Consider the following 21,154-nt stretch of genomic DNA (forward strand, 5'->3'; position numbering starts at 1 on the left):
CCTTGCGCCCCTATCGCCGGCAAGCCGGCTCCCACAGGGTCTGCGGTACGTCTGTGGGAGCCGGCTTGCCGGCGATAGGGCTGCGCAGCAGCCCCAACTACTTCAGCGCTGAACCGGCGTTGGCTTCTGCCGCTCGGCCCGGCGCTCCAGCACCTCGTACACCGACGGGTACGCCGGGCGTTCCACATAGCGCCCTGCCCCCGGCTCGGCGCGCAGGTCGCCGTCGGCCCACAGCACATTGCCCTGGCTGATGGTGTGGCTGGGGATGCCGCGCACGGTGCGGCCTTCGAAGATGTTGAAGTCGACGCGCTGGTGGTGGGTCTGGGCGCTGATGGTACGTGTGCCCTGTGGGTCCCACAGCACCAGGTCGGCGTCGGCGCCGACGCGGATGGCGCCCTTGCGCGGGAACAGGTTGAAGATCTTCGCGGTGTTGGTAGAGGTCAGCGCAACGAACTCGTGCATCGACAGGCGCCCGCTGTTGACCCCGGCGTCCCACAGCACCGCCATACGGTCCTCGATGCCTGCCGTGCCATTGGGGATGCGACTGAAGTCGTCGCGGCCCATGGCCTTCTGCTCGGCACAGAAGCAGCAGTGGTCCGTGGCGGTGGTGTGCAGGTTGCCCGACTGCAGGCCCCCCCACAGTGCGTCCTGGTGCTCGCGTGGGCGGAACGGCGGGCTCATCACGTAGCCGGCGGCGGTGGCCCAGTCTGGGTCGCGGTAAACGCTGTCGTCCAGCAGCAGGTGGCCGGGCAGCACCTCGCCGTACACCGGCTGGCCCTTGGCCCGGGCATAGGTGATCTCGTCGAGCGCCTCGCGGCTGGACACGTGCACCAGGTACAGCGGCGTGCCGAGGGTTTCGGCAATGCGGATGGCGCGGCTGGCGGCCTCCCCTTCAACCTGCGAGGGGCGCGACAGCGGGTGCGCCTCGGGCCCGGTCAGCCCTTGTGCCAGCAGCTTGCGCTGCAGGTGATACACCAGCTCGCCGTTTTCGGCATGCACGGTGGGCACCGCGCCCAGTTGCAGGCAGCGCTCGAAGCTGGCCACCAGGGTGTCGTCGGCGGCCATGATCGCGTTCTTGTAGGCCATGAAGTGCTTGAAGCTGTTGACCCCATGCTGCGTCACCAGCTCACCCATTTCTTCGGCGACCTGCTCGCTCCACCAGGTGATGGCGACGTGGAAGCCGTAGTCGGAGGCACTCTTCTGCGCCCAGCCACGCCAGGTGTGGAAGGCTTCGAGCAGCGACTGCTGCGGGTTGGGGATGACGAAATCGATGATCGAGGTGGTGCCGCCGGCCAGGCCCGCGGCGGTGCCGCTGAAAAAGTCCTCGCTGGCCACGGTGCCCATGAACGGCAATTGCATATGGGTGTGCGGGTCGATGCCACCGGGCATCAGGTACTGGCCGCTGCCGTCGAGCACCTGGCAATCGGTGGGCGCTTCGAGGTTTTCACCGATGGCGCGGATCACGCCGTCGGCACACAACACATCGGCGCGGTAGCTTTCTTCATGGGTAACCACGGTGGCGCCACGGATCAACAGGGACATGCCGTCTTCCTCGCAGGCTGACCGGTCTTGCTGGCCGGTTCTTGGAATTTTCATGGGCCAGTGCCTGCGGGTTTCGGTCAATCCTGTCAGGCCTGACAAGAATCGAGGCTAGTTGCGGTTATGACATTCATCAAGAAAAAATATATGCAAATACTCAAAATTTTATCTTCTTGATTTATATGAATTAATTGTACGAATCACCAAAACGGAACAGCCCTTCACCATTTTGACGCACTTGACAGGATGCGAATTTGGTCAAGATTTTCTACGCAAATTCAGCTGTTTAAAAACGGCTGGGCAGGCGCAGGCAGCGCAGCGGATACGCCGGGCCGCACCGCTTTGAATCACGGTGTGTTGGCCTATATCGGCGTTGTAGTTATTTGCACGTTCCAGGCGCAATCAGGAATGCTTTTGCAAGTCAGTAAGTTACCTGCGGTCAGCAGCGATCACCGGCAACGGCCAAGGCCAACCCGGCACGGTTGTTGTAACCCCGGCCACAACCGCCATGGCCGGACCGCAGGTGCAGTACTGGTGGTGTGTGTACTCCGGCCATCGCATTAGCCCGATGAGCAAACAACAAGAAAAAACCCCTGGAGAAGGCCCCATGCAACAAAGCAGATCACAAGTGGTCGAGCAGCATGGCCTGTTCGAACTCGACGCCGGCAGCGACGTGCTCGACAGCCCCCGTTACAACCACGACATCGCCCCCACCAAAGTGCACCAACGCACCTGGAACAAGTGGCACATCACCGCGCTGTGGGTCGGCATGTCCATCTGCGTGCCCACCTACACCCTCGGCGGCGTGCTCACCGCCTACTTCGGCCTGAGCGTGGGCGAGGCGCTGCTGGCGATCCTGCTGGCCAACCTGATCGTGCTGATCCCGCTCACCCTCAACGCCTTCCCCGGCACCAAGTACGGCATCCCCTTCCCGGTGCTGCTGCGCTCGTCGTTCGGCATCTTCGGCTCCAACGTGCCCTGCCTGATCCGCGCCGTGGTGGCCTGTGGCTGGTTCGGTATCCAGACGATGTTCGGCGGGCTGGCCATCCACCTGTTCCTCGGCTCGCTGTTCCCCGAGTGGAAGGCGCTGGGCGGCACCGGCGAAGTGATCGGCTTCATGCTGTTCTGGGCGCTGAACCTGTGGGTGGTGTTGCGTGGCGCCGAGTCGATCAAGTGGTTGGAGACCTTGTCGGCGCCGCTGCTGGTGGCGGTGGGTATCGGCCTGCTGTTCTGGGCGATGCCGCACATGTCCATGACCGAGTTGCTGGCACAACCGCCCAAGCGCCCCGAAGGTGCCAGCGTGGTCAGCTATTTTTGCGCCGGGCTCACCGCCATGGTCGGCTTCTGGGCCACCCTGTCGCTGAACATCCCCGACTTCAGCCGCTACGCGAAAAGCCAGAAGGACCAGATCCTCGGGCAGATTTTCGGCCTGCCGCTGACCATGTTCCTGTTCGCCTCCCTGGGGGTGATCATGACCGCGGCCTCGGCCTCGCTGGTGGGCCAGACGGTGTCCGACCCGGTCAGCCTGATCGGCCATATCCAGAGCCCGGGTTGGGTGGCGCTGGCCATGGCGCTGATCATCATCGCCACGCTGTCGACCAACACGGCGGCCAACATCGTCTCGCCCACCAACGACTTCCAGAACATCGCCCCACGCCTGATCGGGCGCAGCCGCGCGGTCTGGCTGACCGGCTTCATCGGCCTGGCGCTGATGGGCCACGAGCTGCTCAAGAAGCTCGGCTGGATCGTCTCCGACCTGAGCCTTGAGAGCGTGTATTCCAACTGGCTGCTGGGCTACTCCAGCCTGCTCGGGCCGATCGCCGGGATCATGGTGGTGGATTACTTCCTGGTGCGGCGCCAGCAGCTGGACCTGGCCGGACTGTACCGCGACGACGTGTACCCGGCGTGGAACTGGGCCGGTTTCGCCGCCTTCGGCGTGCCGGTGGCGCTGACCGTGATGGCCATCGGCAACAGCAGTTTCAGCTGGTTCTACGACTACGGCTGGTTCACCGGTTCGTTGCTGGGTGGCGGGCTCTACTACGCCCTGGGCGGCGTGGCGGTGCGCGGGCCGGCGCGGCTGGCCAAGCCGTTGCCCTGAACGTACCGCTCCCTGCGTGGGAGCGGGCTTGCCCCGCGATGGGGCCGCAACCGCCCGACAAAAGAACCTGAGGAGGCACCCATGACTACCCTCGCCAAGGAAGTCCTGCAATCAAGCAAGCACCACATCGACAGCGCACGCCTGTGGCAATCGCTGATGGACCTCGCGCGTCTCGGCGCCACCCAGAAAGGCGGTGTGTGCCGCCTGGCGCTGACCGACCTCGACCGCCAGGCCCGCGACCTGTTCGTGCAATGGTGCGAAGCCGCCGGCTGCACGGTGACGGTCGACGGGGTCGGCAATATCTTCGCCCGCCGCCCGGGGCGCAACCCCAAACTGCCACCGGTGATGACCGGCAGCCATATCGACACCCAACCCACCGGCGGCAAGTTCGACGGCTGCTTCGGGGTGATGGCTGGGCTTGAGGTGATCCGCACCCTCAACGACCTGGGCGTGGAAACCGAAGCGCCGCTGGAGGTGGTGGTGTGGACCAACGAGGAAGGCTCACGCTTCGCCCCGTGCATGATGGGCTCGGGGGTGTTCGCCGGTAAGTTCACCCTGGAAGAGACCCTGGCCAAGCGCGATGCCCAGGGCGTCAGCGTTGGCGAGGCGCTGAACGCCATCGGCTATGCCGGCCCGCGCGCGGTGCTCGGGCATCCGGTGGGGGCTTACTTCGAAGCGCATATCGAGCAGGGGCCGATCCTCGAGGACCAGGCCAAGACCATCGGCGTGGTGCTCGGCGCGCTCGGGCAGAAGTGGTTCGACCTGACCTTGCGCGGCGTCGAGGCCCATGCCGGCCCGACGCCGATGCACCTGCGCAAGGACGCCCTGGTCGGCGCCGTCGCGGTGGTCGAGGCGGTCAACCGCACCGCCCTCGCCCACCAGCCCCATGCCTGTGGCACGGTCGGCTGCCTGCAGGCCTACCCGGGGTCGCGTAACGTGATCCCTGGTGAAGTGCGCATGACCCTGGACTTCCGTCACCTGGAGGGCGAGCAGCTGGACGCGATGATCGCCGAGGTGCGCGGGGTGATCGAGGCGACCACGGCGAAGCATGGGCTGAGCTATGAGCTGACGCCGACTGCCGACTTCCCGGCCCTGTATTTCGACCCTGTCTGTGTTGATGCCGTGCGTCATTCGGCGGCGGGGCTGGGGTTGGCGCACATGGATATTGTCAGTGGTGCCGGGCATGACGCGATTTTCCTGGCGGAGCTGGGACCGGCGGGGATGATTTTCGTGCCGTGTGAGGGGGGGATCAGCCATAACGAGATCGAGAATGCTACGCCTGGGGATTTGGCGGCGGGGTGTGCGGTGTTGTTGCGGGCGATGCTGGCGGCTTCGGAGGCGATTGCGGGGGGGCGGTTGGCGGCTTGAGGGTTTCGGGTTCGGCTTTCAAAGTGTTGGTTTTGATAGATGTATGCTCATTCAGCGGCGATAGCGACTTTTAGTCACCTTTCCGCCCTTACGGCGGCCTACTTTGGTCTTACCTCGCCGGCCGCGGCCAAAGTAGGCAAAGCCGCCTGCTCCCATCATACGGCCCCTGCGCTGCGCTCCGGGGTCCCCTCGCTCCGGTGCCTTCCGGGCCCGCGCGACCTACGACTTGCTGCGCAAGTCTACATCTCGCGCCTTCGGCTTACGCCGAAGGGTGCTGCGCACCAGGGCCCTCCAGTCACCTCCACTCGGCCTCCTGAAGTCGCAATTTGTGTTGCCTGGACTATTGCGCGCTTAGAGGCAAAAGCAAAAACAGATCAAGAGCAGATCAAGAGCAGATCAAGAGCAGATCAAGAGCAGTAATGCGGTTATCTAGGTTTGACTGTTGTTTATGTGTTGTTTGTTCGGGCCCTATCGCCGGCAAGCCGGCTCCCACAGGTACAGCGCAAGTCTGAAAATTCGCACTAACCTGTGGGAGCTGGCTTGCCAGCGATTGCAATCCTGAGTTCCCACCCAATCCAACTAGCGACAGCTAACGCCAGCCCAGGCGCCGCCCCTAACTTCGCGACTTCAGGAGGCTGAGCGTAGGCGTCTGGAGGGCCCTGGTGCGCAGCCCCCTTCGGCGTTAGCCGAAGGCGCGAGATGTAGACTTGCGCAGCAAGTCGGAGGCCGCGCGGGCCCGGAAGACGCCGGAGCGAAGGGACCCGGAGCGCAGCGGAGGGCCGTATGAATGGAGCGAGCGGTTTTTGGTTACTTTTTTCCAAGAAAAAAAGTAACCCGCCGTAAGGGCGGAAAGGTGACTAAGCGTCGACATCACAAATGAATGCACATACAACTATCAAAACCAACACAACAGAATATCCAGCCAAAAACCAAGAAACCAAGAAACTAAGAAACTAAGAAACTAAGAAACTAAGAAACTAAGAAACTAAGAAACTTAAACCGCACCCATCTTAAAAACAGCACCCTCCCAGACACACATCTGATTTATGCTAAGCCCCCTCCCCCCCGAGCCCACCCCATGTTCTACCGCCTGGCCGCCGACACCCTAGTCCTGATCCATTTGACCTTCATCCTCCTGGTCCTGCTCGGCGGCCTGCTGGTGCTCTGGCGCCGCAAAGCCCTGATCCTCCACCTCCCCGCCCTCGCCTGGGGCCTGGCCGTGGAGGGCCTGCACCTGCAGTGCCCATTGACCGACTGGGAAAACCATTTGCGCACCGCCGCCGGCAGCGCCGGCTACCAGGGCGGTTTCGTCGAACATTACATCTGGCCCCTGATCTACCCCGCCGGGCTCACCCCACAGATCCAGCTTTGGCTAGGCGCCGTCGTGTTGCTGCTCAACCTCGGCGTATACGGCTACGTGCTCTGGCGCCTAACGCGTCGCCACCACGAATAACCGCGGGAACGGCAGCAGCACCTTGCCGTCAGTGGCCGGCGGGTAATCGCGCTGCATCGCCTGCAGGTACAGCTGCAGGAAATCCGCCTGCTCCCCTTCGTCCAACCGCGCCAGATAAGGCCGTAGCGCCGAGCCCTTGAACCACTCCACCACCGCCTCGGCGCCACCGGGCAGCGGGTGATGATAGGTGGTGCGCCACACATCCACCCGCGCGCACAGCGGGCTGAGCAGGTCGTAATAAAACGCCGCGCTGTGCCGTGGCGGCAAGCTGAAGTCGGCGAACTTGTCGGCCCATGGCCCCTGGCTGGCAATGTCGCGCAACTGCCGGTGCGCGGGTTCGTCGAGGTTGTCCGGGGTCTGCACCGCCAGGCTGCCGCCCTCGCTGAGCTGGCGTACCAGGTGCGGGTACAGGCTGGCGTGGTCGGGCACCCACTGCAGCGAGGCGTTGGCGAGGATCAGGTCCTGGGGTTCGGGGGCCGCCCAGCCGCCGATGTCGGCGATCTCGCAGCGCACCCGCGGGATGCTCAGGCGCGGCCGCTGCCTGGCCTTGTCGACCATGTCGGGGTCACTGTCCAGCGCGGTCACCTGCGCATCGGGGTGGCGCTGCAACAGCACTTCGGTGGAGTTGCCCGGGCCGCAGCCCAGGTCGGTGGCATGGCGCACCGGGCGTGGCGGCACGGCAGCGAGCAGGTCGCGCACGGCGCGGGTGCGTTCGGTTTCAAACAGCGAGTACTGGGTGGCGGACCAGGCCATTGTGTGGCTCCTTGCGTGGCGGATGTGTGCAGCATAAGCCATTCGCCCAGTGGAGCGCCGGAACCGAGTGACTATGCTGCAAGTCTGTCCCTGCATGCGCACATCGATGAAAACCACCCTGCCCCTGATCTTGCTCGCACTGGTCGCCGCCTCCGCCCTGCTTGGCTCGCCGTGGATGAGCCAAGGCTTCGACCTGGCCGACCTGCGCACCACCGCCAGCCAGCAACTGACCCGCCACCTGGAGGACGGCAGCCTGCTGGTGCTGCAGCCCGACAGCGCGGTGGACGTGGAATACGACACCCAGCAACGGCGCCTGACGCTGCTGCAAGGCGGGCTCTACGTCGAGGTGGCCGATGACGACCCGCGGCCCTTTCTGCTGGTCACCGAACACGGCACCCTGGCCACCCGGGACGGGCAATTGGCGCTGGTGCGCAAGGGCGGGCAATCCGACGTCGAACTACAAGCCGGCAGCGCCGAGCTCGACAGCGGCGGGCAGCATGTGCGCCTTGGCCCCAACCAGGCGCTGCGCTTCGACCAGGCAGGCCCAGTGCGCTGAACGAAAACGGCCGGACCCCGCAAAGGGCCCGGCCGTCTTGTGCAACGCTCGGCGCTTACGCGCGCTTGGCGCTACGGATCTGGTGCACCACGCCCATGGCCACCACCACGGCGGCAGCGATGCCGGTGGAGATCACCAGGATCTGGTAGTCAGGCATGAAGGCCATGGTCACCAGGGCGGCAATGATGAAGGCGATGACCAGGTAGGTCAGCCAAGGGAACAGCCACATCTTCAGGCGCACTTCCTTGCCTTCGGCAATCAGCTTGCGGCGCATGCGCAGCTGCGAGAAGGCGATCACCAGGTACACCAGCAAGGCGATCATGCCGGTGGTGTTCATCAGGGTTTCCAGCACGTCTTTCGGGCGCAGGGTGTCGCTGAAGTTGATCAGTGCGCAGAACACCGCCACCAGGCACGAACCGATGATCGCGTTCACCGGTACACCGGTGCCGGTGCGGGTGAACTTGAACAGACGCGGCGCGTCGCCACGCTGGGCCAGGGAGAACAACATGCGCGAAGCGGTGTAGTGGCCGGAGATCAGGCAGCTGCTCACCGAGGTCAGCACCACGAAGTTCATCAGCAGTTCAGCGTACGGCACACCCAGCAGCTCCAGGGTACGGCGGTAAGCGCCATAGCCGGAGACGCCAAGCTGCGGATCGTTCCACGGCACCAGGCAGACGATCAGGAAGATCGAGCCGACGTAGAACAGGCACACGCGCCACACCACCGAGTTGGTGGCCTTGACGATCTGGGTGGCCGGATCCTTCGCTTCGGAGGCGGCGATGGTGACGATCTCGGCGCCCAGGAAGGCGAACATCACCCCCAGCAACGCCCCGATCACCGTGGTGATGCCGTTGGGCATGAAGCCTTCGGCGGTCAGGTGGCTGATGCCACGCACCTCACCGAACTGCCAGACGTTCATCACCGCCGCAGTGCACACCACCAGGAAGCAGACGATCGCCACCACCTTGATCAGCGCGAACCAGAACTCGAACTCGCCGTAGTGCTTGACGTTGAAGAAGTTGACGGTGATCAGCAGCAAGGTCGTGGCCAGCACGAACACGTTGACGCTCACGTCGGGGAAGAAGCCGTGCAGGATCTTGCCCGCCACGTAGGCTTCCCAGGCCATCAGGATCACCCAGTACCACCAGTACAGCCAGCCGATGGTGAAGCCGGCCCAGCGGCCGATGGCGCGGTCGGCATAGGTGGAGAACGAGCCGGTGTCAGGCGAGGAAGTCGCCATTTCACCGAGCATGCGCATGATCAGCACCACCAGGATGCCGCCAGCCAGGTAGGCCAGGACGGCTGCCGGGCCGGCGCTGTGGATGACACTGCCGGAACCGACGAACAGTGCGCCGCCGATCACCCCGGCAATGGACATCATCGTCAGGTGGCGCGACTTGAGCGAGGCACTGAGCTTGCTCTCGTGCCCGTCGTTCGCGGTGGTGGATGTGGATGTTGCGTCCATCAGTTATTTACCCCGTGCTTCTTTTTATCCAAGGAAAAACTGTGAAACCCCGATGGTTATCGGTCTCACCTGTACATCAGTGCAAATGCGGGCAGGGAGGTGTGCGCGAGCACACGCAGGCCATCCGTGGCGGCCTGCTTACGCGGCCAGAGGTTGCCCTCTGAACGAACTGAACCATGCTGGGTCCGAACCAAAGGCGGCCGGCCGGGCAGAAAGAAGGTGCGAGGCGAACCCCGACGGTAAAGCAGCGAATTTGTGATTATTCATGACGCTGGTTCGTGCTGTGTTGGCGATTTCTGACACGTAATGTAAAAATGTCGAACACTTTGAGCCATGCACAGCGGTGCGAAATCTGTACTGCACTGTACAGGCCGCCGATGCAATACACCCCGAATTCCCGGCCGGCGCTTGGCGTTACGCACCCCCGAAGGCACCCCGAATGCTCCAGCTACACCCGGACTCCTCCACCCCGCTGGTCAATCAGATCATCGACGGGCTGCGCGCGCTGATCGACAGCCAGGCGCTCAAGCCGGGGGCGAAGGTGCCGTCCATCCGTGCCTTTGCCGCCACCTACTCGGTGAGTACCTTCACCGTGGTCGAGGCCTACGACCGCCTGGTGGCCCAGGGCCTGTTGGTGAGCAAGGGCAATGCGGGCTTCTTCGTCAATCGTGCGGCGAACGAGCTGATGGATAAAGCTAACGTCGAGACGGACAGCACCCGCCCGACGTTCAATTCCGAGTGGTACCTGCAGCAGATCTTCGAGACCCGCCAACTGCCCTTCAAGCCCGGCTGCGGCTGGCTGCCCAATGACTGGATGTACGAGGAAGGCCTGCGCCGCGGCATGCGCCAGGTGGCCGGCAGCCCGCTGGAACTGTCCGGCTACGGCGACCCGATGGGCCTGCCGGAGCTGCGCGCCCTGACCGCGCAGAACCTGCAGCAGGAACTGTCGATCGTCGCCAACCCGGCGCAACTGATGCTCACCCACGGCGCCAGCCAGGCCCTGGACCTTGCCGTGCGCACCCTGGTGCGCCCTGGCGATGTGGTGCTGGTGGACGACCCCGGCTACCCCAACCTGATGAGCATCCTGCGCACCCAGGGCGCAACGCTGGTGGGCGTGCCCCGCACCCCGGCCGGCTACGACCTCGACCATCTGGAGCGGCTGTTAGCGCACCACCAGCCCACCGCCTTCTTTACCCAGCCGCACCTGCACAGCCCGACCTGCTCGCGCACCCCGCTGGCCCAGTTGCACCGCCTGCTGCAACTGGCCAGCCGCCACGGCTTCCGCCTGGTGGAAAACAACCTGTATGCCGACATGATCACCGACCCGCTGCCCTGCCTGGCCAGCCTCGACCACCTGCAGCAGGTGGTGTACGTCGGTAGCTATTCGAAGAGCATCTCGCCCAACGTGCGGGTCGGCTACCTGCTGGCCAACCCCGAACTGATGCAGCAGTTGCTGCACTTGAAGATGCGTTCGGGGCTGACCACCTCGCAGGTGATGGAGCGCGTGGTGTACGCCGCGATCATCGACGGCCGCTGGCGCAAGCACCTCAAGCGCCTGCGCCAGCGCCTGGCCGAGGCCCACCAGGAGGTGGGCCGGCACCTGCATCGGCTGGGGTTCGAGCTGTTCATCGAGTCGGATGAAGGGATGTACATCTGGACCCGCCATCCGGCGATTCCGGACAGCGCGGCGCTGCTGGATGATGCCCTGGAGAAAGGCATCATGCTCGGCCCTGGGCAGCTGTTCATGGTCGATGCCAAGGCCACCGGCTGGATGCGCTTCAATGTGGCGTTCAGCACCGACCCGGCGATGTGGGAGTTGCTGGAGAAGGTGTTGGTGAAGCATGTGCGCCGAGGCGGGGTTTGAACCCGCCTCGCTTTCATCGCCGGCAGCGCTTCTGCCGCCCCGCCTGACTCACGCCATGCGCCAAGGCTGGCAACCATGGCCTCACAGGTTCGGCACGTTGCAACAGATGTGGGAGCGGGTTTACCCGCGAAGCGCCGCGCGGGCGGCGCTCGATCTTATAGGCGCTGCAAAGATTCCGGCGAACACCTTGCCGGCGATTGGCCACTCAGCGGCCCCTATTACCGACTCAATGCGCCAAGCCCAGCTCGGCGTCATCGAGCAACGCCTTGGCCATGGCGCTCAGGTAATACGCCGCCCAGACCATGCGCGGGTCTTCCTCCATGACCCCGAGCAGGGTCAGGTGGCGCACGCAGTCCAGCAGTTCAGAAGCCTGTTCGCGGGCGTGATTGCAGGGTATGCCCGGTTCGATGCGAAACAGCGGCTGGGGACTGTCTTGCCCCTGGCAGAAGCGGGTCTTGCCGGCAGTGGTGGGAGGTGTTGGGTTGTCCGTGGTCATGCCGTAATCCTCGAAGTCATTGCGTTGGGTGTGGCGGCCCGTTCGCTGGCGAACGGGCTCGGCCTCAATGCAAGGGCTGCGGCATCGCCGCCCGTTGCACCTGCGCCAGTGCCGATTCCAGCAGCGAGCACAGCGTTTCCATCTCGTGCACGGCGGCCAGCATCAGCATCGAGCCGGGGGACTTGGTGCAGAGCAGGACGGATTGATGGGCGACGGCCAGGGCGCAGTGCAGGTGTTCGCTGATCTGGACCAGGGTGTCTTCGAGGAAGGCGTGGGAATGGGGTGGGTCGGGGACAATTTTAAGCATTGATCTACTCCTTGGGTCGGGCTACCACCAACCTGCTGTCAAACAGGTGGTGACAGCTGTACGTAGGTTGACAGACCGGCGGAGTTGATCAGTAACCGGCGCACGCGAGCGTGCCCTACGCACAGCCGCCGTTGAAGGACTAGCCATGCGATCACCCCGTAGCGGCCTGTCAAAGCCATGTCGCTGATGTGCAGCGACCCGGCGAGACTAGTAGGCGGAAATTGCCACCGCAACGAAAAAAGTGCGCGGGCATTATCTTTGGGAAATGGACTACAGGGAAGGTGTGAAATCTGATTGATAGGCTGGGGCTGGCAAGGGCCTGGCTGCAGATTGCATGTGGGCGGCAAGGTGCCAGGCGACAGATTTGCAGCGCCCTTGAGATCGAGCGCCGCCCGCGCGGCGCTTCGCGGGTAAACCCGCTCCCACAGTTTGTTTCGGGCCAATTACTCCTGTGAAAGTACCGGCGCCTGCCTTGGTGCATGCCTTGAGTCATGTGGTGCGGCGGCAACGCCCACACTGAAACCGCGTCGTACCAACAAGGCGGACCAGGTAAAGGCCCAGGAGAGACTGGCCCGAAACAAACTGTGGGAGCGGGTTTACCCGCGAAGCGCCGCGCGGGCGGCGCTCGATCTCAAGAGCGCTGCAAGACTGTCGCCTGGCACCTGGTGGCCCACATGCGATTTCAAGACCGGCCCTTGAACGCCACACCTCCGACCACACTTAATCCTGCCCCTTAAAGAACCAAGTCCTAACACCCGCCTCCGCGCCAGAATTAAAACTTCTACAGCGAAATGTTTTAACACCCCGCTAAAGTTCAGCCACTTCCGACACACCTCTACTTGCAGCATGACCAAAACAGTTTCAACCAGAACAAGTAAACCAGGGAATTATTTCCACATTCACCCTTATCAATAAAACCACCATCGTTCTCTCCAAAACCACCCAAAAGGAGAGAGCAGTGCCCTCACGCACATTACTGACACAGTCAGAGCTTCAAGAAATATACTCGACAGATCCGTTCTCGTATGATTTCGAACATATCATTTCATGGGACATTCCATTCACATACCCAATACCATTACCAGACATATCAGGACTTTCAATCGACGGACTAAGAGCCAACGCTATAAGCATTACCCAGGACATCATCAGCAAAGTCGAAGCCACACGCCCAGCAGGAACACCAGGGTACGAGGAATATGTAATTCGACAAAAAATAAAAATCAATGAAACCTACTCCAACACTATAAGCAGGCTTTACGCAAAAAGGGAATTTCTAATAGACCTTCGCGCCAAAATAACTGGCCGAATGGGCCGACACGCCAAACAGTTCACCGGAAAACATATCTACGCCCAAAGCGACCGCAGCCCAGGCCAATGGTTTTTAATTCTCGTAGACATATATGATACCGAGGACGATTTTTTTGAACTCCAGACCTGGACACACAAGCTATTAGAGAGCATTACTTCAGCGCAAATAGAAATCGTACTAGAACGCTGCCTACCCAAACTCAACAAAGACCTTGAGAGAACCAACCTTCAACTTATTGCCGCATCAAAAGAGCGAGAACAGCAAGTACAACACAGCAACGCCATCAGTTTCAGCCTCACCCCTGCCCTGCAGTTAAGCACAACTCAAGGCTCTATTGCGACATACGAAACCCCCAGGAGCACAGCAACTAAGCTACTGGAAGCAGGCCGCCTATTGACAGCTCTAGGCGAAGCTGCAGCGACTCGTTTTTTTAAGCTTTTTGCAGGCGGTATTCTTTACGCCCCTGAACTGGGGAATTCAGATCTCTACCACGACTCCGCACTGAGCATTCCCGCCGAACTGCTGCTCCCTCGCATCCCGCAGGACATCAATGACATTGCTGCGAACTATGGAGAACTGGAGCTACCGATCAGAGTCCACCCGGACTCCGGCACCTACAGCCTTATAAAACCGCCAACTTCTGCCGGTTCGACAAACAAGATCCCAGTACGACCTCTCGTTCTAGACCGGGTACGTAACAGCTACGTGTCTCTCCCCTCCAGTGAGTTCCCCACAAAGCTTATATTCCCCATACATCCTCATGACACCTCATCTACAACCTCCCCTTTAGAACCGATTCCTGCCAACCCCTACACTGGGGTAAAACTTCTACCCGAGATCATAACAACAACACCGTTCCCCGCCTCTGCAAGGTCGAAATCCAAAGACTGTATTTACTGTTTCCCTGCAGATTCAGGACTACCACCGCTATACGTCGTCTTCAGCTCGCCTTATCCAGGCGCCACAACACGAGGCCAATATAGCGGACGCCTTTACAACCCAGATGAGTCTGGAGGCCCTATCGAAATACTTGACTGGCGGGAAGCAATTATCACTCAGGCAGGCATTGACCTCGCAAGGCTACACACGAGCCGGCTCGATCCTTCCGACGCAAACGAAATAATGCTCGATAGGCTTACAAAAATCCTACAGGGCTCGATAGAAGCAACTGACACTGACAAACGCTTTTACACGCACGAAATCAGGGAGCTGGAACGGTATCGCCGCCTTGGCATCGCTGATAACATGAGCCCCGGCATTGAAACTGGAACATGGAACAACACACACACCGCCACGCTTGAAGATTATGGGCTCAGTTCTGATTTCGAGCTACTTTACACTCCCGAAGCTGTTGAAGCAGACACTCTACAATCCGCCCGAGAAAACAAATGAACACGATCAATGACATCATAGTAAATGAAAAGCCCGTCGATGTTATTTTATTCCTAACCAAAAATAACGGGATCGACCACCCTAGGCTTGACAGGCTTTACAGCCTGAACAACTGGCCCCACATAAATAACAACATGAGGCTCATTGAACTTGTTAATAATATGATAGCCGAAGGCCTTATAGAATCGAAAGGTGGCAAACACACCAAAGGCCCAAACTGGAAAGCTCCACAATTTATGCTGGACAACAAATACACGCTTTAAAAGCCGCCAATTTTTTATAAATAACCTCTCACAGACCTCACGCGCCTCGTTCACTATAGAGGTCTGTGAATTTAACAATCTATCGAACAGTCTATTAATTAACCCCAATCCCTCCTATTCGCAAAAAACGCCCGCGCATTCGCCTCCAGACTCTCCAGGTGATACCCGCCCTCCTGCACGATCAGACACGGCAAACGCAACCCACGAATCTGCTCACCCAACCGGGCAAAACCTTCAGTGGTCACCGCCACCTTGCTCTGCGGGTCCAACTCGTAGATATCGAACCCCAGCGACAACACCAGCACTTCGGCACCAAAGTCCTTCACCGCATCCAGCGCCACCTCCAATTGGCCCATGAAGTCGGCCTCACTGGCACCGTGGGCCATGGGTAGGTTGAGGTTGTACCCCTCCCCAGCACCACTGCCGCGCTCGTCCTCGAAACCGGCGACGCCCGGGTAGAAATTGGTCGGGTCGCCATGCACCGAGACATACAGCACATCACTGCGGTCGTAGAAGATCTCCTGGATGCCCTGGCCGTGGTGCATGTCGGTGTCGAGGATCGCTACCCGGCTGTAACGGCTGCGCAGGGCCTGGGCGGCGACAGCGGCGTTGTTGAGGTAGCAGAAGCCGCCCGCAGCATCGAAGCGCGCATGGTGCCCTGGCGGGCGACACAAGGCGTAGGCAGCGGGCTCGCCGTCGAGTATCGCCCTGGCCCCGGCAACGGCACTCTGCGCCGACCAATAGGCCGAGCGCCAGGTGTACTCGCCCACCGGGCAACTGCCGTCGGCCAGGTAGCGCCCGGCCTGGGCGAGGATGCCGCGCAGGGCGTTGGGCTCGCGGACGAAGATGTTGGACATGACTTCGTCGCCCCAATCCTCAGGCACTTCCTTCCAGCGTGCATGGGCTTCTTCGAGAAAGCGCAGGTACGCCTCGCCGTGCACGGCCTTCAGTGGCGCAAGACCTGCGTCGTCAGGCTGGCGAATGTCAAAGCCCAGGCCCTTGGCGGCCTGCAGCAGGCGCTGAGCGCGCTCGGGGACTTCCTGCGGGGTGCGCATGGCACCGCGGGAGTAGTAACTGCGCGGGTGGTGCAGCAGCTGTTCAGGGTGGAAATAGCAGCGCATCAGGCGTCTCCTTCGGCAACCTGGCCGGCACGGGCCAGCACGGCATTGAGCAGTACGTCGGCGCCCTGGCGGGCGTCTTCGGGCAACACGTCCTCGGCCTCGTTGTGGCTCAGGCCGCCGACGCAAGGGATGAACACCATTGCCGTCGGGCAGTAGCGCGCCAGCAGGATGGCGTCGTGGCCGGCGCCGCTGACGATGGCTTGCTGGCTGTAGCCCAGCCCGTCCACGGCGTGCTGCACCGCCGCCACGCAATCGGCGTCGAACGGCGTGGCCGGGCTGACCCAATGGCGTTCGACCGTGACCTTGAGGCCGCGCTGACGGGCAATGGCCTGCAACTGCAAGCCGATATTACGCTCCATGGCCTCGATGGCCTCGTCGCGGTGGTGACGCAGGTCGAGGGTGAAACGCACCAGGCCGGGGATGGTATTGCGCGAGGATTTGGCGATGTCCAGCTCGCCCACGGTGGTCAGGCCCTCGGGGGCAAAGGCGCCGGCCAGTTGCTCGACAGCCTGGATCATCCGCGCCACGCCGTACAGGGCGTCCTTGCGCAGCGCCATCGGCGTGGTGCCGGCATGGGAGGCCATGCCTTCGACGGTCACGTCGAGCCAGCGTATGGCCTGGCCGCCGCTGACCACGCCGATCGCCTTGGCGTTGTCCTCGAGGATCGGGCCCTGCTCGATATGGGCCTCGAAATAGGCGTCCACCTTGCCACCCAGCGGGCGCTGGCCGGCGTAACCGGTGCGCGCCAGTTCATCGGCCACGCTGACGCCGTCGGCATCGCGGATCGCCAGGGCCTGCTGCAGGTCGAGGCTGCCGGTGAACACCGCCGAGCCGAACATGGCCGGGGTGAAACGGGCGCCCTCCTCGTTGGTCCACACCGCGATCTCCAGCGGCTTGCGGGTGCGGATGCCGAGGTCGTTGAGGCGCCGCACCACTTCCAGCCCGGCCAGCACGCCATACACACCGTCGAAGCGACCGCCCTCGGGCTGGGTGTCGAGGTGGCTGCCCATCATCACCGGCGCAGCATCCGTTTCGACGCCCTCGCGGCGGGCGAACAGGTTGCCGATGGCGTCCACGCTCAGGCTCAGCCCGGCCTCGCGGCACCAGTGGCCGAACAGTTCGCGACCGGCCTTGTCCTCGTCGCTCAAAGCCAGGCGGCAGCTACCGCCACGGGCGGTGGCGCCGACTTCGGCCATGGCCATCAGGCTCGCCCACAGGCGTTCGCCGTTGCTTTTCAACATTGCAGGTACTCCAGACAAATCAGGGAATCAGGCCAGTTCAAGCTGCTGGCTGCGGCTGTACTGGCGTGCCAGGGCCAGTACACAGACCAGGGAAATACAGGCGATCAGGCTGTAGAACAGCGCCATCGGCCACCACTGGCCGGTGAAACTGTGGGCCAGCCAGGCGCCGATCAGCGGGGTCAGGCCTCCAGCGATGGCGCCGCACACCTGATAGGCCAGGGAGATCGCGGTGTAACGCACGCGGGTTTCGAACATGCCACTGACGTAGCCGGCGATCACCGCGTAGAACGAGGCCATGCACGCCGCCGCCAGGGCGATGCCGAGCACGATCAGCGAGGCCTGGCCGCTGCCGACCAGCACGAACATCGGGTACGGCGAGGCCATCGCCAGCAGCGCCACCAGGGCCAGGAAGCGCGTGGCGCCGAGCTTCTCTGACAACCAGGCGGCCAGCGGCTGCACGCAGAACTGGATGACCGCCACAAAGAACAGGCATTCGAGGATCAGCGAGCGCTCCAGGTGCAGTTGCTGGGTGGTGTAGCTGATCATGAAGGTGTTGGTGAAATAGACCCCGGCGATGCCCAGGGTATTGGCGCCAATGCACAGCAGCAGCGGGCGCCAGGCAGTGCGCAGCACCTCCAGCACCGGTGCCTGCTCCTTGCGCTGCGCCTTGTGCGCCTGCTCGCGACTGGCGAGGAACTCGGGCGACTCATTGACCCCCAGGCGAATCGCCAGGCCCACCAGCAACAGGGCCGCGCTGGCCAGGAACGGCACGCGCCAGCCCCAGCTCATCAGATCCTCTTCCGGCAGGCGGGTGACCACGCCGAAGGCCAGCAGCGAGAGGATCAGGCCGGCCGGGCTGCCCAGCTGGGCGAACGAGGCGAAGAAATTGCGCCGGCCCTTGGGCGCATGCTCGCCGGCCATCAGCACCGCCCCGCCCCACTCGCCACCCACGGCGATGCCCTGGACCACCCGCAGCACGATCAGCAGCACCGGCGCGGTGGCGCCAATCTGCGCGTAGGTCGGCAGCAGGCCGATGCACACGGTGACCACGCCCATCATCACCAGGGTGATCACCAGGGATTTCTTGCGGCCGATGCGGTCGCCCACATGGCCGAAGACGATGCCGCCCAAAGGCCGGGCAAAAAAGCCCACGGCGAAGGTGCCGAAGGCGGCCATGGTGCTGAACAGGCTGTTGTCGGAGGGGAAGAACAAGGCCCCGAACACCAAGGCGGCGGCGGTGGCATAGATGTAGAAGTCGTACCACTCGATCATGGTGCCGATGAACGCGGCGGCGGCGGCGCGGCGGGGTTGGGGCGAAGCGGCGGGCTTCATGGGGTGGCTCCTTTGTTTGTTGTTCTGGCAGGAGTTGGGGACACGGTTTGCGCTCTTGTGGCGCTTCGCAGTGCGGACCTGAAGGGTCGAGTTGCCTGCTTCGCGGGTAAACCCGCTCCCACAGGTCTTGCGCCTACCCTGTGGGAGCGGGTTCACCCGCGAAGCAAGCGACACCGAACTGGCAGGCCTGCGCTTCAATGACTGCGATTTTTCGGCCCGCCCCTATGATTAGTCAATTTTCTATTTATTATTCGAAGTATTAACCCTGCTTATAAAGAGCCCACCATGCCCGACCGCCTGCTCAACGACCGACTCGACTGGAACCTGCTGCGTACCTTCCGAGTAATCGGCCAGGAGCTGTCGATCAGCCGCGCCGCCGCCCGCCTGCACCTGACGCAACCGGCAGTAAGCCAGGCGCTCAAGCGCCTGGAAGAGCAACTCGGGCGCCAGCTCATCGCCCGCCGTGGGCCGCGCTTTGTGCTCACCGAGGTGGGCGAGCAATTGTTCGAACTGGCCGGCGAGGTGTACGGGCAGATGTCGCAGATCGGTGGGCTGCTGGAGCAACCGGCGGACGAACTGGTGGGCAAGGTGCGCCTGCTGATGATCAGCCGTGTCGTCAGCGAACGCCTCGACGACTGCCTGGCAGACTTCCACCGCCAGCACCCGCGGGTGGAGCTGGAAATCGACGTGATGCGCAGCTCGGACATCGTCGCGGCGCTGCAGGAAAAGACCGCCACCGCCGGGCTCAGCCTCAACCGCCGGCCACAGCCGCGCCTGGAGCAACGCCTGTTCCTGCGCCAGCGCTACGCGTTCTTCTGCGGCAAGCACCATGCCCTGTTCGGCCAACAGCAGAGCGACCTGCAGCGGGAGAATTTCGTCAGCTTCACCAGTGACCAGATCGGCGGGATGCTCTCGCCGCTGACCATCTTCCGTGACCAGCAAGGCTTTGCCGGGCGCATCGTCGCCTCATCGCCGAGCCTGGAGGAAGTGCGGCGCCTGGTGATCGCTGGTTTTGGCATCGGCTGCCTGCCCGAGCATGTGGTGGCGGCGGATGTGGCGGCGGGGCTTTTGTGGAAGCTGCCGCCGCTGGAAGGGATCGCCGATGTGGATATTCACCTGCTGTGGAACCGCGAACAGCGGCTGAGCCGCGCGGAAAGCGCCTTCATCGAGGCACTGCAAAATGGCCTGATCTGAGCCTGGTCAGACAGTGCTGCGCGATCCATCCATCAACTGCAAGCTGTTGCGCCCGGCTCGCTTGGACGCATACAGCAACCGGTCGCCCTGCTCGATCAGTGCCGCCAGGCTGGCCGGCGGGCGGTCGAACAGGTGGGCACCGATGCTCAGGGTCACCGCTTCGGGGGTAGCGCAGGCGTGCGCGGCCGTGTGCTGGAACTGCTGGCGCAAGGCCTCGGCCAATGCCTCGATACGTCCCCGTGACGCATCGGCCAGCAGGATCACGAACTCGTCGCCACCCAACCGCGCAGCAATCGCCCGCTCCGGCAGCAAGCTTCGGATCATCTCGCTCAGGGCGATCAACAGGCGATCGCCGGCGCCATGCCCGTGCAAGTCGTTTACCAGTTTGAAGTGGTCGATGTCGATCAGCAGCAAGGCGCCGGGGCGCTCTGGCGCGACGTCCTTGAACAGGGCCGGCGCCCGCACTTCCAGGGCACGGCGGTTGTACAGCGCGGTCAGTGGGTCGCGCGCGGCCAGGCGCTCGATGCGCTCTTCGCGGCGGTAGCGCACGGTGCCGGTCATCGACAGGGCGATCAGCATGATCGCCATCGCGCCTTCCACCAGGGAGACCTGGATGATCTGGCCACGGAAGGCACTGAGGTCGATCAGCGTGCCCGGCAGCAGTGCCGGCAGGGTCTTGGCCAGGTAGAACAGGCCGTGGAACAGCAGGATGTAACGCAGCTGCACCGCGCCGACGCTGAACGATTTGCCATGGGGACGCAGCAGCCAGCTGGCCTGCAGGGTGAGCAGCGCGATCATGCTTGACTGGACCACCAGCAAGGTCTTCGACCACTGCGGCCAGTCCGGCAACAGCAACATGGCGAGCCAGGCCGGGATGATCAGGTACCAGGCCCGCGACAGGCGCGTTTCGGTGAAACGCGACACACCCAGCAGGAACAGCCAGTGGGCGCTGATCAACATGCCGTTGGCAAACCACACGCCAATGAACAGGTAGCCACTGCTGCGCAGCAGTGCCAGGGAAGAACCGACGCTGATGATGGCGAAGCTGGCGCTCCAGCACAGCAGCGAAGACTCGCGCACGCTGCTCCACTCCACCGCCAGGTACAGGGCGGCGGCAGCCGCAAGGGCGATGGTGAGCGTGAGGATGGTGGAAGCGTCGAACGCCATGAACGGGGTAGCCTGTGTCTTACGTTTTTAAAGGAAGGATTGTATGCGTTCGTAGGGGTTTTCGCAGGAGGATTGCCATTCAAATGATGGCACTCATCCGATTCATGCATGCGAACGCAGGTCGCAGCAGACTGGCTCGCTGTGCTAAGTGCGGCGCTGGGTGATTTGTGGAGTGCGACAGGTTATGGTCGAAACGCTTGTCGGCCGGCACATCGTTGGCCAGTACTCATTTC

17 protein-coding genes are annotated in these 21,154 nt (G+C 62.7%); 8 read left to right on the forward strand and 9 right to left on the reverse strand.

Going from position 1 to position 21,154, the window contains the following annotated elements:
* Window positions 1-102 precede the first annotated feature (102 nt).
* Window positions 103-1,542, reverse strand: a complete 1,440-nt coding sequence (gene hydA / locus LOY51_RS16825; RefSeq protein WP_258642210.1) for a dihydropyrimidinase — start codon at window positions 1,540-1,542, stop codon at window positions 103-105.
* Window positions 1,543-2,146: 604 nt separating this feature from the next.
* Between hydA and LOY51_RS16830 the strand changes: the two genes are divergently transcribed.
* The 3 genes from LOY51_RS16830 to LOY51_RS16840 all read left to right on the forward strand — a co-directional run bounded on the left by LOY51_RS16830 (window position 2,147) and on the right by LOY51_RS16840 (window position 6,458).
* Window positions 2,147-3,637: an NCS1 family nucleobase:cation symporter-1 gene (locus tag LOY51_RS16830; protein ID WP_125859102.1), complete on the forward strand. Its 1,491-nt coding sequence runs from the start codon at window positions 2,147-2,149 to the stop codon at window positions 3,635-3,637.
* A gap of 81 nt (window positions 3,638-3,718) precedes the next feature.
* Window positions 3,719-5,005, forward strand: a complete 1,287-nt coding sequence (locus LOY51_RS16835; RefSeq protein WP_258642212.1) for a Zn-dependent hydrolase — start codon at window positions 3,719-3,721, stop codon at window positions 5,003-5,005.
* 1,078 nt (window positions 5,006-6,083) lie between these two features.
* Window positions 6,084-6,458, forward strand: coding sequence for a DUF2784 domain-containing protein (locus tag LOY51_RS16840; RefSeq protein WP_258642214.1), 375 nt, complete (start codon window positions 6,084-6,086; stop codon window positions 6,456-6,458).
* Here the strand turns inward: LOY51_RS16840 and tam are convergent.
* Complete coding sequence (tam, locus tag LOY51_RS16845; protein ID WP_125464524.1) at window positions 6,435-7,211, reverse strand: trans-aconitate 2-methyltransferase; 777 nt, start codon at window positions 7,209-7,211, stop codon at window positions 6,435-6,437. The genes LOY51_RS16840 and tam overlap by 24 nt on opposite strands.
* Window positions 7,212-7,317: 106 nt before the next feature.
* On the opposite strand from tam, the gene LOY51_RS16850 reads away from it, so the two are divergent.
* Window positions 7,318-7,767 (forward strand): FecR domain-containing protein, encoded by a 450-nt coding sequence (locus LOY51_RS16850; RefSeq protein WP_258642218.1) that lies wholly within the window; start codon window positions 7,318-7,320, stop codon window positions 7,765-7,767.
* Window positions 7,768-7,822: 55 nt separating this feature from the next.
* Here LOY51_RS16850 and LOY51_RS16855 read toward each other — a convergent pair whose 3' ends face one another.
* On the reverse strand, window positions 7,823-9,232 hold the full coding sequence (locus LOY51_RS16855; protein ID WP_125464526.1) for an amino acid permease: 1,410 nt from the start codon (window positions 9,230-9,232) through the stop codon (window positions 7,823-7,825).
* Between the two features lie 439 nt (window positions 9,233-9,671).
* Between LOY51_RS16855 and LOY51_RS16860 the strand changes: the two genes are divergently transcribed.
* The gene (locus LOY51_RS16860) at window positions 9,672-11,096 is read left to right on the forward strand and encodes an aminotransferase-like domain-containing protein (RefSeq protein WP_258642220.1); all 1,425 of its coding nucleotides are present in this window, start codon (window positions 9,672-9,674) and stop codon (window positions 11,094-11,096) included.
* Between the two features lie 226 nt (window positions 11,097-11,322).
* Here the strand turns inward: LOY51_RS16860 and LOY51_RS16865 are convergent, their stop codons facing one another.
* Complete coding sequence (locus LOY51_RS16865) at window positions 11,323-11,592, reverse strand: DUF3077 domain-containing protein (RefSeq protein ID WP_232885612.1); 270 nt, start codon at window positions 11,590-11,592, stop codon at window positions 11,323-11,325.
* A gap of 64 nt (window positions 11,593-11,656) precedes the next feature.
* Window positions 11,657-11,899 (reverse strand): hypothetical protein, encoded by a 243-nt coding sequence (locus LOY51_RS16870; RefSeq protein WP_258642223.1) that lies wholly within the window; start codon window positions 11,897-11,899, stop codon window positions 11,657-11,659.
* 958 nt (window positions 11,900-12,857) lie between these two features.
* On the opposite strand from LOY51_RS16870, the gene LOY51_RS16875 reads away from it, so the two are divergent.
* Window positions 12,858-14,603, forward strand: coding sequence for an S-type pyocin domain-containing protein (locus LOY51_RS16875; RefSeq protein ID WP_258642224.1), 1,746 nt, complete (start codon window positions 12,858-12,860; stop codon window positions 14,601-14,603).
* On the forward strand, window positions 14,600-14,866 hold the full coding sequence (locus tag LOY51_RS16880; protein WP_258642226.1) for a hypothetical protein: 267 nt from the start codon (window positions 14,600-14,602) through the stop codon (window positions 14,864-14,866). Before LOY51_RS16875 ends, LOY51_RS16880 begins: the two co-directional genes overlap by 4 nt.
* Window positions 14,867-14,964: 98 nt before the next feature.
* Here the strand turns inward: LOY51_RS16880 and LOY51_RS16885 are convergent, their stop codons facing one another.
* The 3 genes from LOY51_RS16885 to LOY51_RS16895 are packed head-to-tail and all read right to left on the reverse strand — an operon-like array spanning window position 14,965 to window position 18,560.
* Complete coding sequence (locus LOY51_RS16885) at window positions 14,965-15,987, reverse strand: histone deacetylase family protein (RefSeq protein ID WP_258642228.1); 1,023 nt, start codon at window positions 15,985-15,987, stop codon at window positions 14,965-14,967.
* Complete coding sequence (locus LOY51_RS16890) at window positions 15,987-17,228, reverse strand: Zn-dependent hydrolase (RefSeq protein WP_258642230.1); 1,242 nt, start codon at window positions 17,226-17,228, stop codon at window positions 15,987-15,989. Before LOY51_RS16890 ends, LOY51_RS16885 begins: the two co-directional genes overlap by 1 nt.
* Window positions 17,229-17,255: 27 nt before the next feature.
* On the reverse strand, window positions 17,256-18,560 hold the full coding sequence (locus LOY51_RS16895) for an MFS transporter (RefSeq protein WP_125464531.1): 1,305 nt from the start codon (window positions 18,558-18,560) through the stop codon (window positions 17,256-17,258).
* Between the two features lie 285 nt (window positions 18,561-18,845).
* On the opposite strand from LOY51_RS16895, the gene LOY51_RS16900 reads away from it, so the two are divergent.
* Window positions 18,846-19,754 carry a LysR family transcriptional regulator gene (locus LOY51_RS16900; RefSeq protein ID WP_258642233.1) on the forward strand — a complete coding sequence of 303 codons (909 nt, stop codon included), beginning with the start codon at window positions 18,846-18,848 and terminating at the stop codon, window positions 19,752-19,754.
* 6 nt (window positions 19,755-19,760) lie between these two features.
* On the opposite strand, the gene LOY51_RS16905 is transcribed toward LOY51_RS16900, so the two are convergent.
* Complete coding sequence (locus tag LOY51_RS16905; RefSeq protein WP_125859112.1) at window positions 19,761-20,921, reverse strand: GGDEF domain-containing protein; 1,161 nt, start codon at window positions 20,919-20,921, stop codon at window positions 19,761-19,763.
* Between the last annotated feature and the right edge of the window lie 233 nt (window positions 20,922-21,154).

It is taken from the genome of Pseudomonas sichuanensis, assembly GCF_024749065.1.
In the GTDB taxonomy this organism is placed as follows: domain Bacteria; phylum Pseudomonadota; class Gammaproteobacteria; order Pseudomonadales; family Pseudomonadaceae; genus Aquipseudomonas; species Aquipseudomonas sichuanensis.

What these genes read in the sequence shown, in the direction of transcription:
- LOY51_RS16850 (WP_258642218.1), top strand. Translation starts at nt 7,318, where the DNA reads ATGAAAACCACCCTGCCCCTGATCTTGCTCGCACTGGTCGCCGCCTCC.
- tam (WP_125464524.1), bottom strand. Translation starts at nt 7,211, where the DNA reads ATGGCCTGGTCCGCCACCCAGTACTCGCTGTTTGAAACCGAACGCACC.
- LOY51_RS16885 (WP_258642228.1), bottom strand. Translation starts at nt 15,987, where the DNA reads ATGCGCTGCTATTTCCACCCTGAACAGCTGCTGCACCACCCGCGCAGT.
- LOY51_RS16870 (WP_258642223.1), bottom strand. Translation starts at nt 11,899, where the DNA reads ATGCTTAAAATTGTCCCCGACCCACCCCATTCCCACGCCTTCCTCGAA.
- hydA (WP_258642210.1), bottom strand. Translation starts at nt 1,542, where the DNA reads ATGTCCCTGTTGATCCGTGGCGCCACCGTGGTTACCCATGAAGAAAGC.
- LOY51_RS16855 (WP_125464526.1), bottom strand. Translation starts at nt 9,232, where the DNA reads ATGGACGCAACATCCACATCCACCACCGCGAACGACGGGCACGAGAGC.
- LOY51_RS16890 (WP_258642230.1), bottom strand. Translation starts at nt 17,228, where the DNA reads ATGTTGAAAAGCAACGGCGAACGCCTGTGGGCGAGCCTGATGGCCATG.
- LOY51_RS16860 (WP_258642220.1), top strand. Translation starts at nt 9,672, where the DNA reads ATGCTCCAGCTACACCCGGACTCCTCCACCCCGCTGGTCAATCAGATC.
- LOY51_RS16880 (WP_258642226.1), top strand. Translation starts at nt 14,600, where the DNA reads ATGAACACGATCAATGACATCATAGTAAATGAAAAGCCCGTCGATGTT.
- LOY51_RS16835 (WP_258642212.1), top strand. Translation starts at nt 3,719, where the DNA reads ATGACTACCCTCGCCAAGGAAGTCCTGCAATCAAGCAAGCACCACATC.
- LOY51_RS16865 (WP_232885612.1), bottom strand. Translation starts at nt 11,592, where the DNA reads ATGACCACGGACAACCCAACACCTCCCACCACTGCCGGCAAGACCCGC.
- LOY51_RS16840 (WP_258642214.1), top strand. Translation starts at nt 6,084, where the DNA reads ATGTTCTACCGCCTGGCCGCCGACACCCTAGTCCTGATCCATTTGACC.
- LOY51_RS16895 (WP_125464531.1), bottom strand. Translation starts at nt 18,560, where the DNA reads ATGAAGCCCGCCGCTTCGCCCCAACCCCGCCGCGCCGCCGCCGCCGCG.
- LOY51_RS16830 (WP_125859102.1), top strand. Translation starts at nt 2,147, where the DNA reads ATGCAACAAAGCAGATCACAAGTGGTCGAGCAGCATGGCCTGTTCGAA.
- LOY51_RS16900 (WP_258642233.1), top strand. Translation starts at nt 18,846, where the DNA reads ATGCCCGACCGCCTGCTCAACGACCGACTCGACTGGAACCTGCTGCGT.
- LOY51_RS16905 (WP_125859112.1), bottom strand. Translation starts at nt 20,921, where the DNA reads ATGGCGTTCGACGCTTCCACCATCCTCACGCTCACCATCGCCCTTGCG.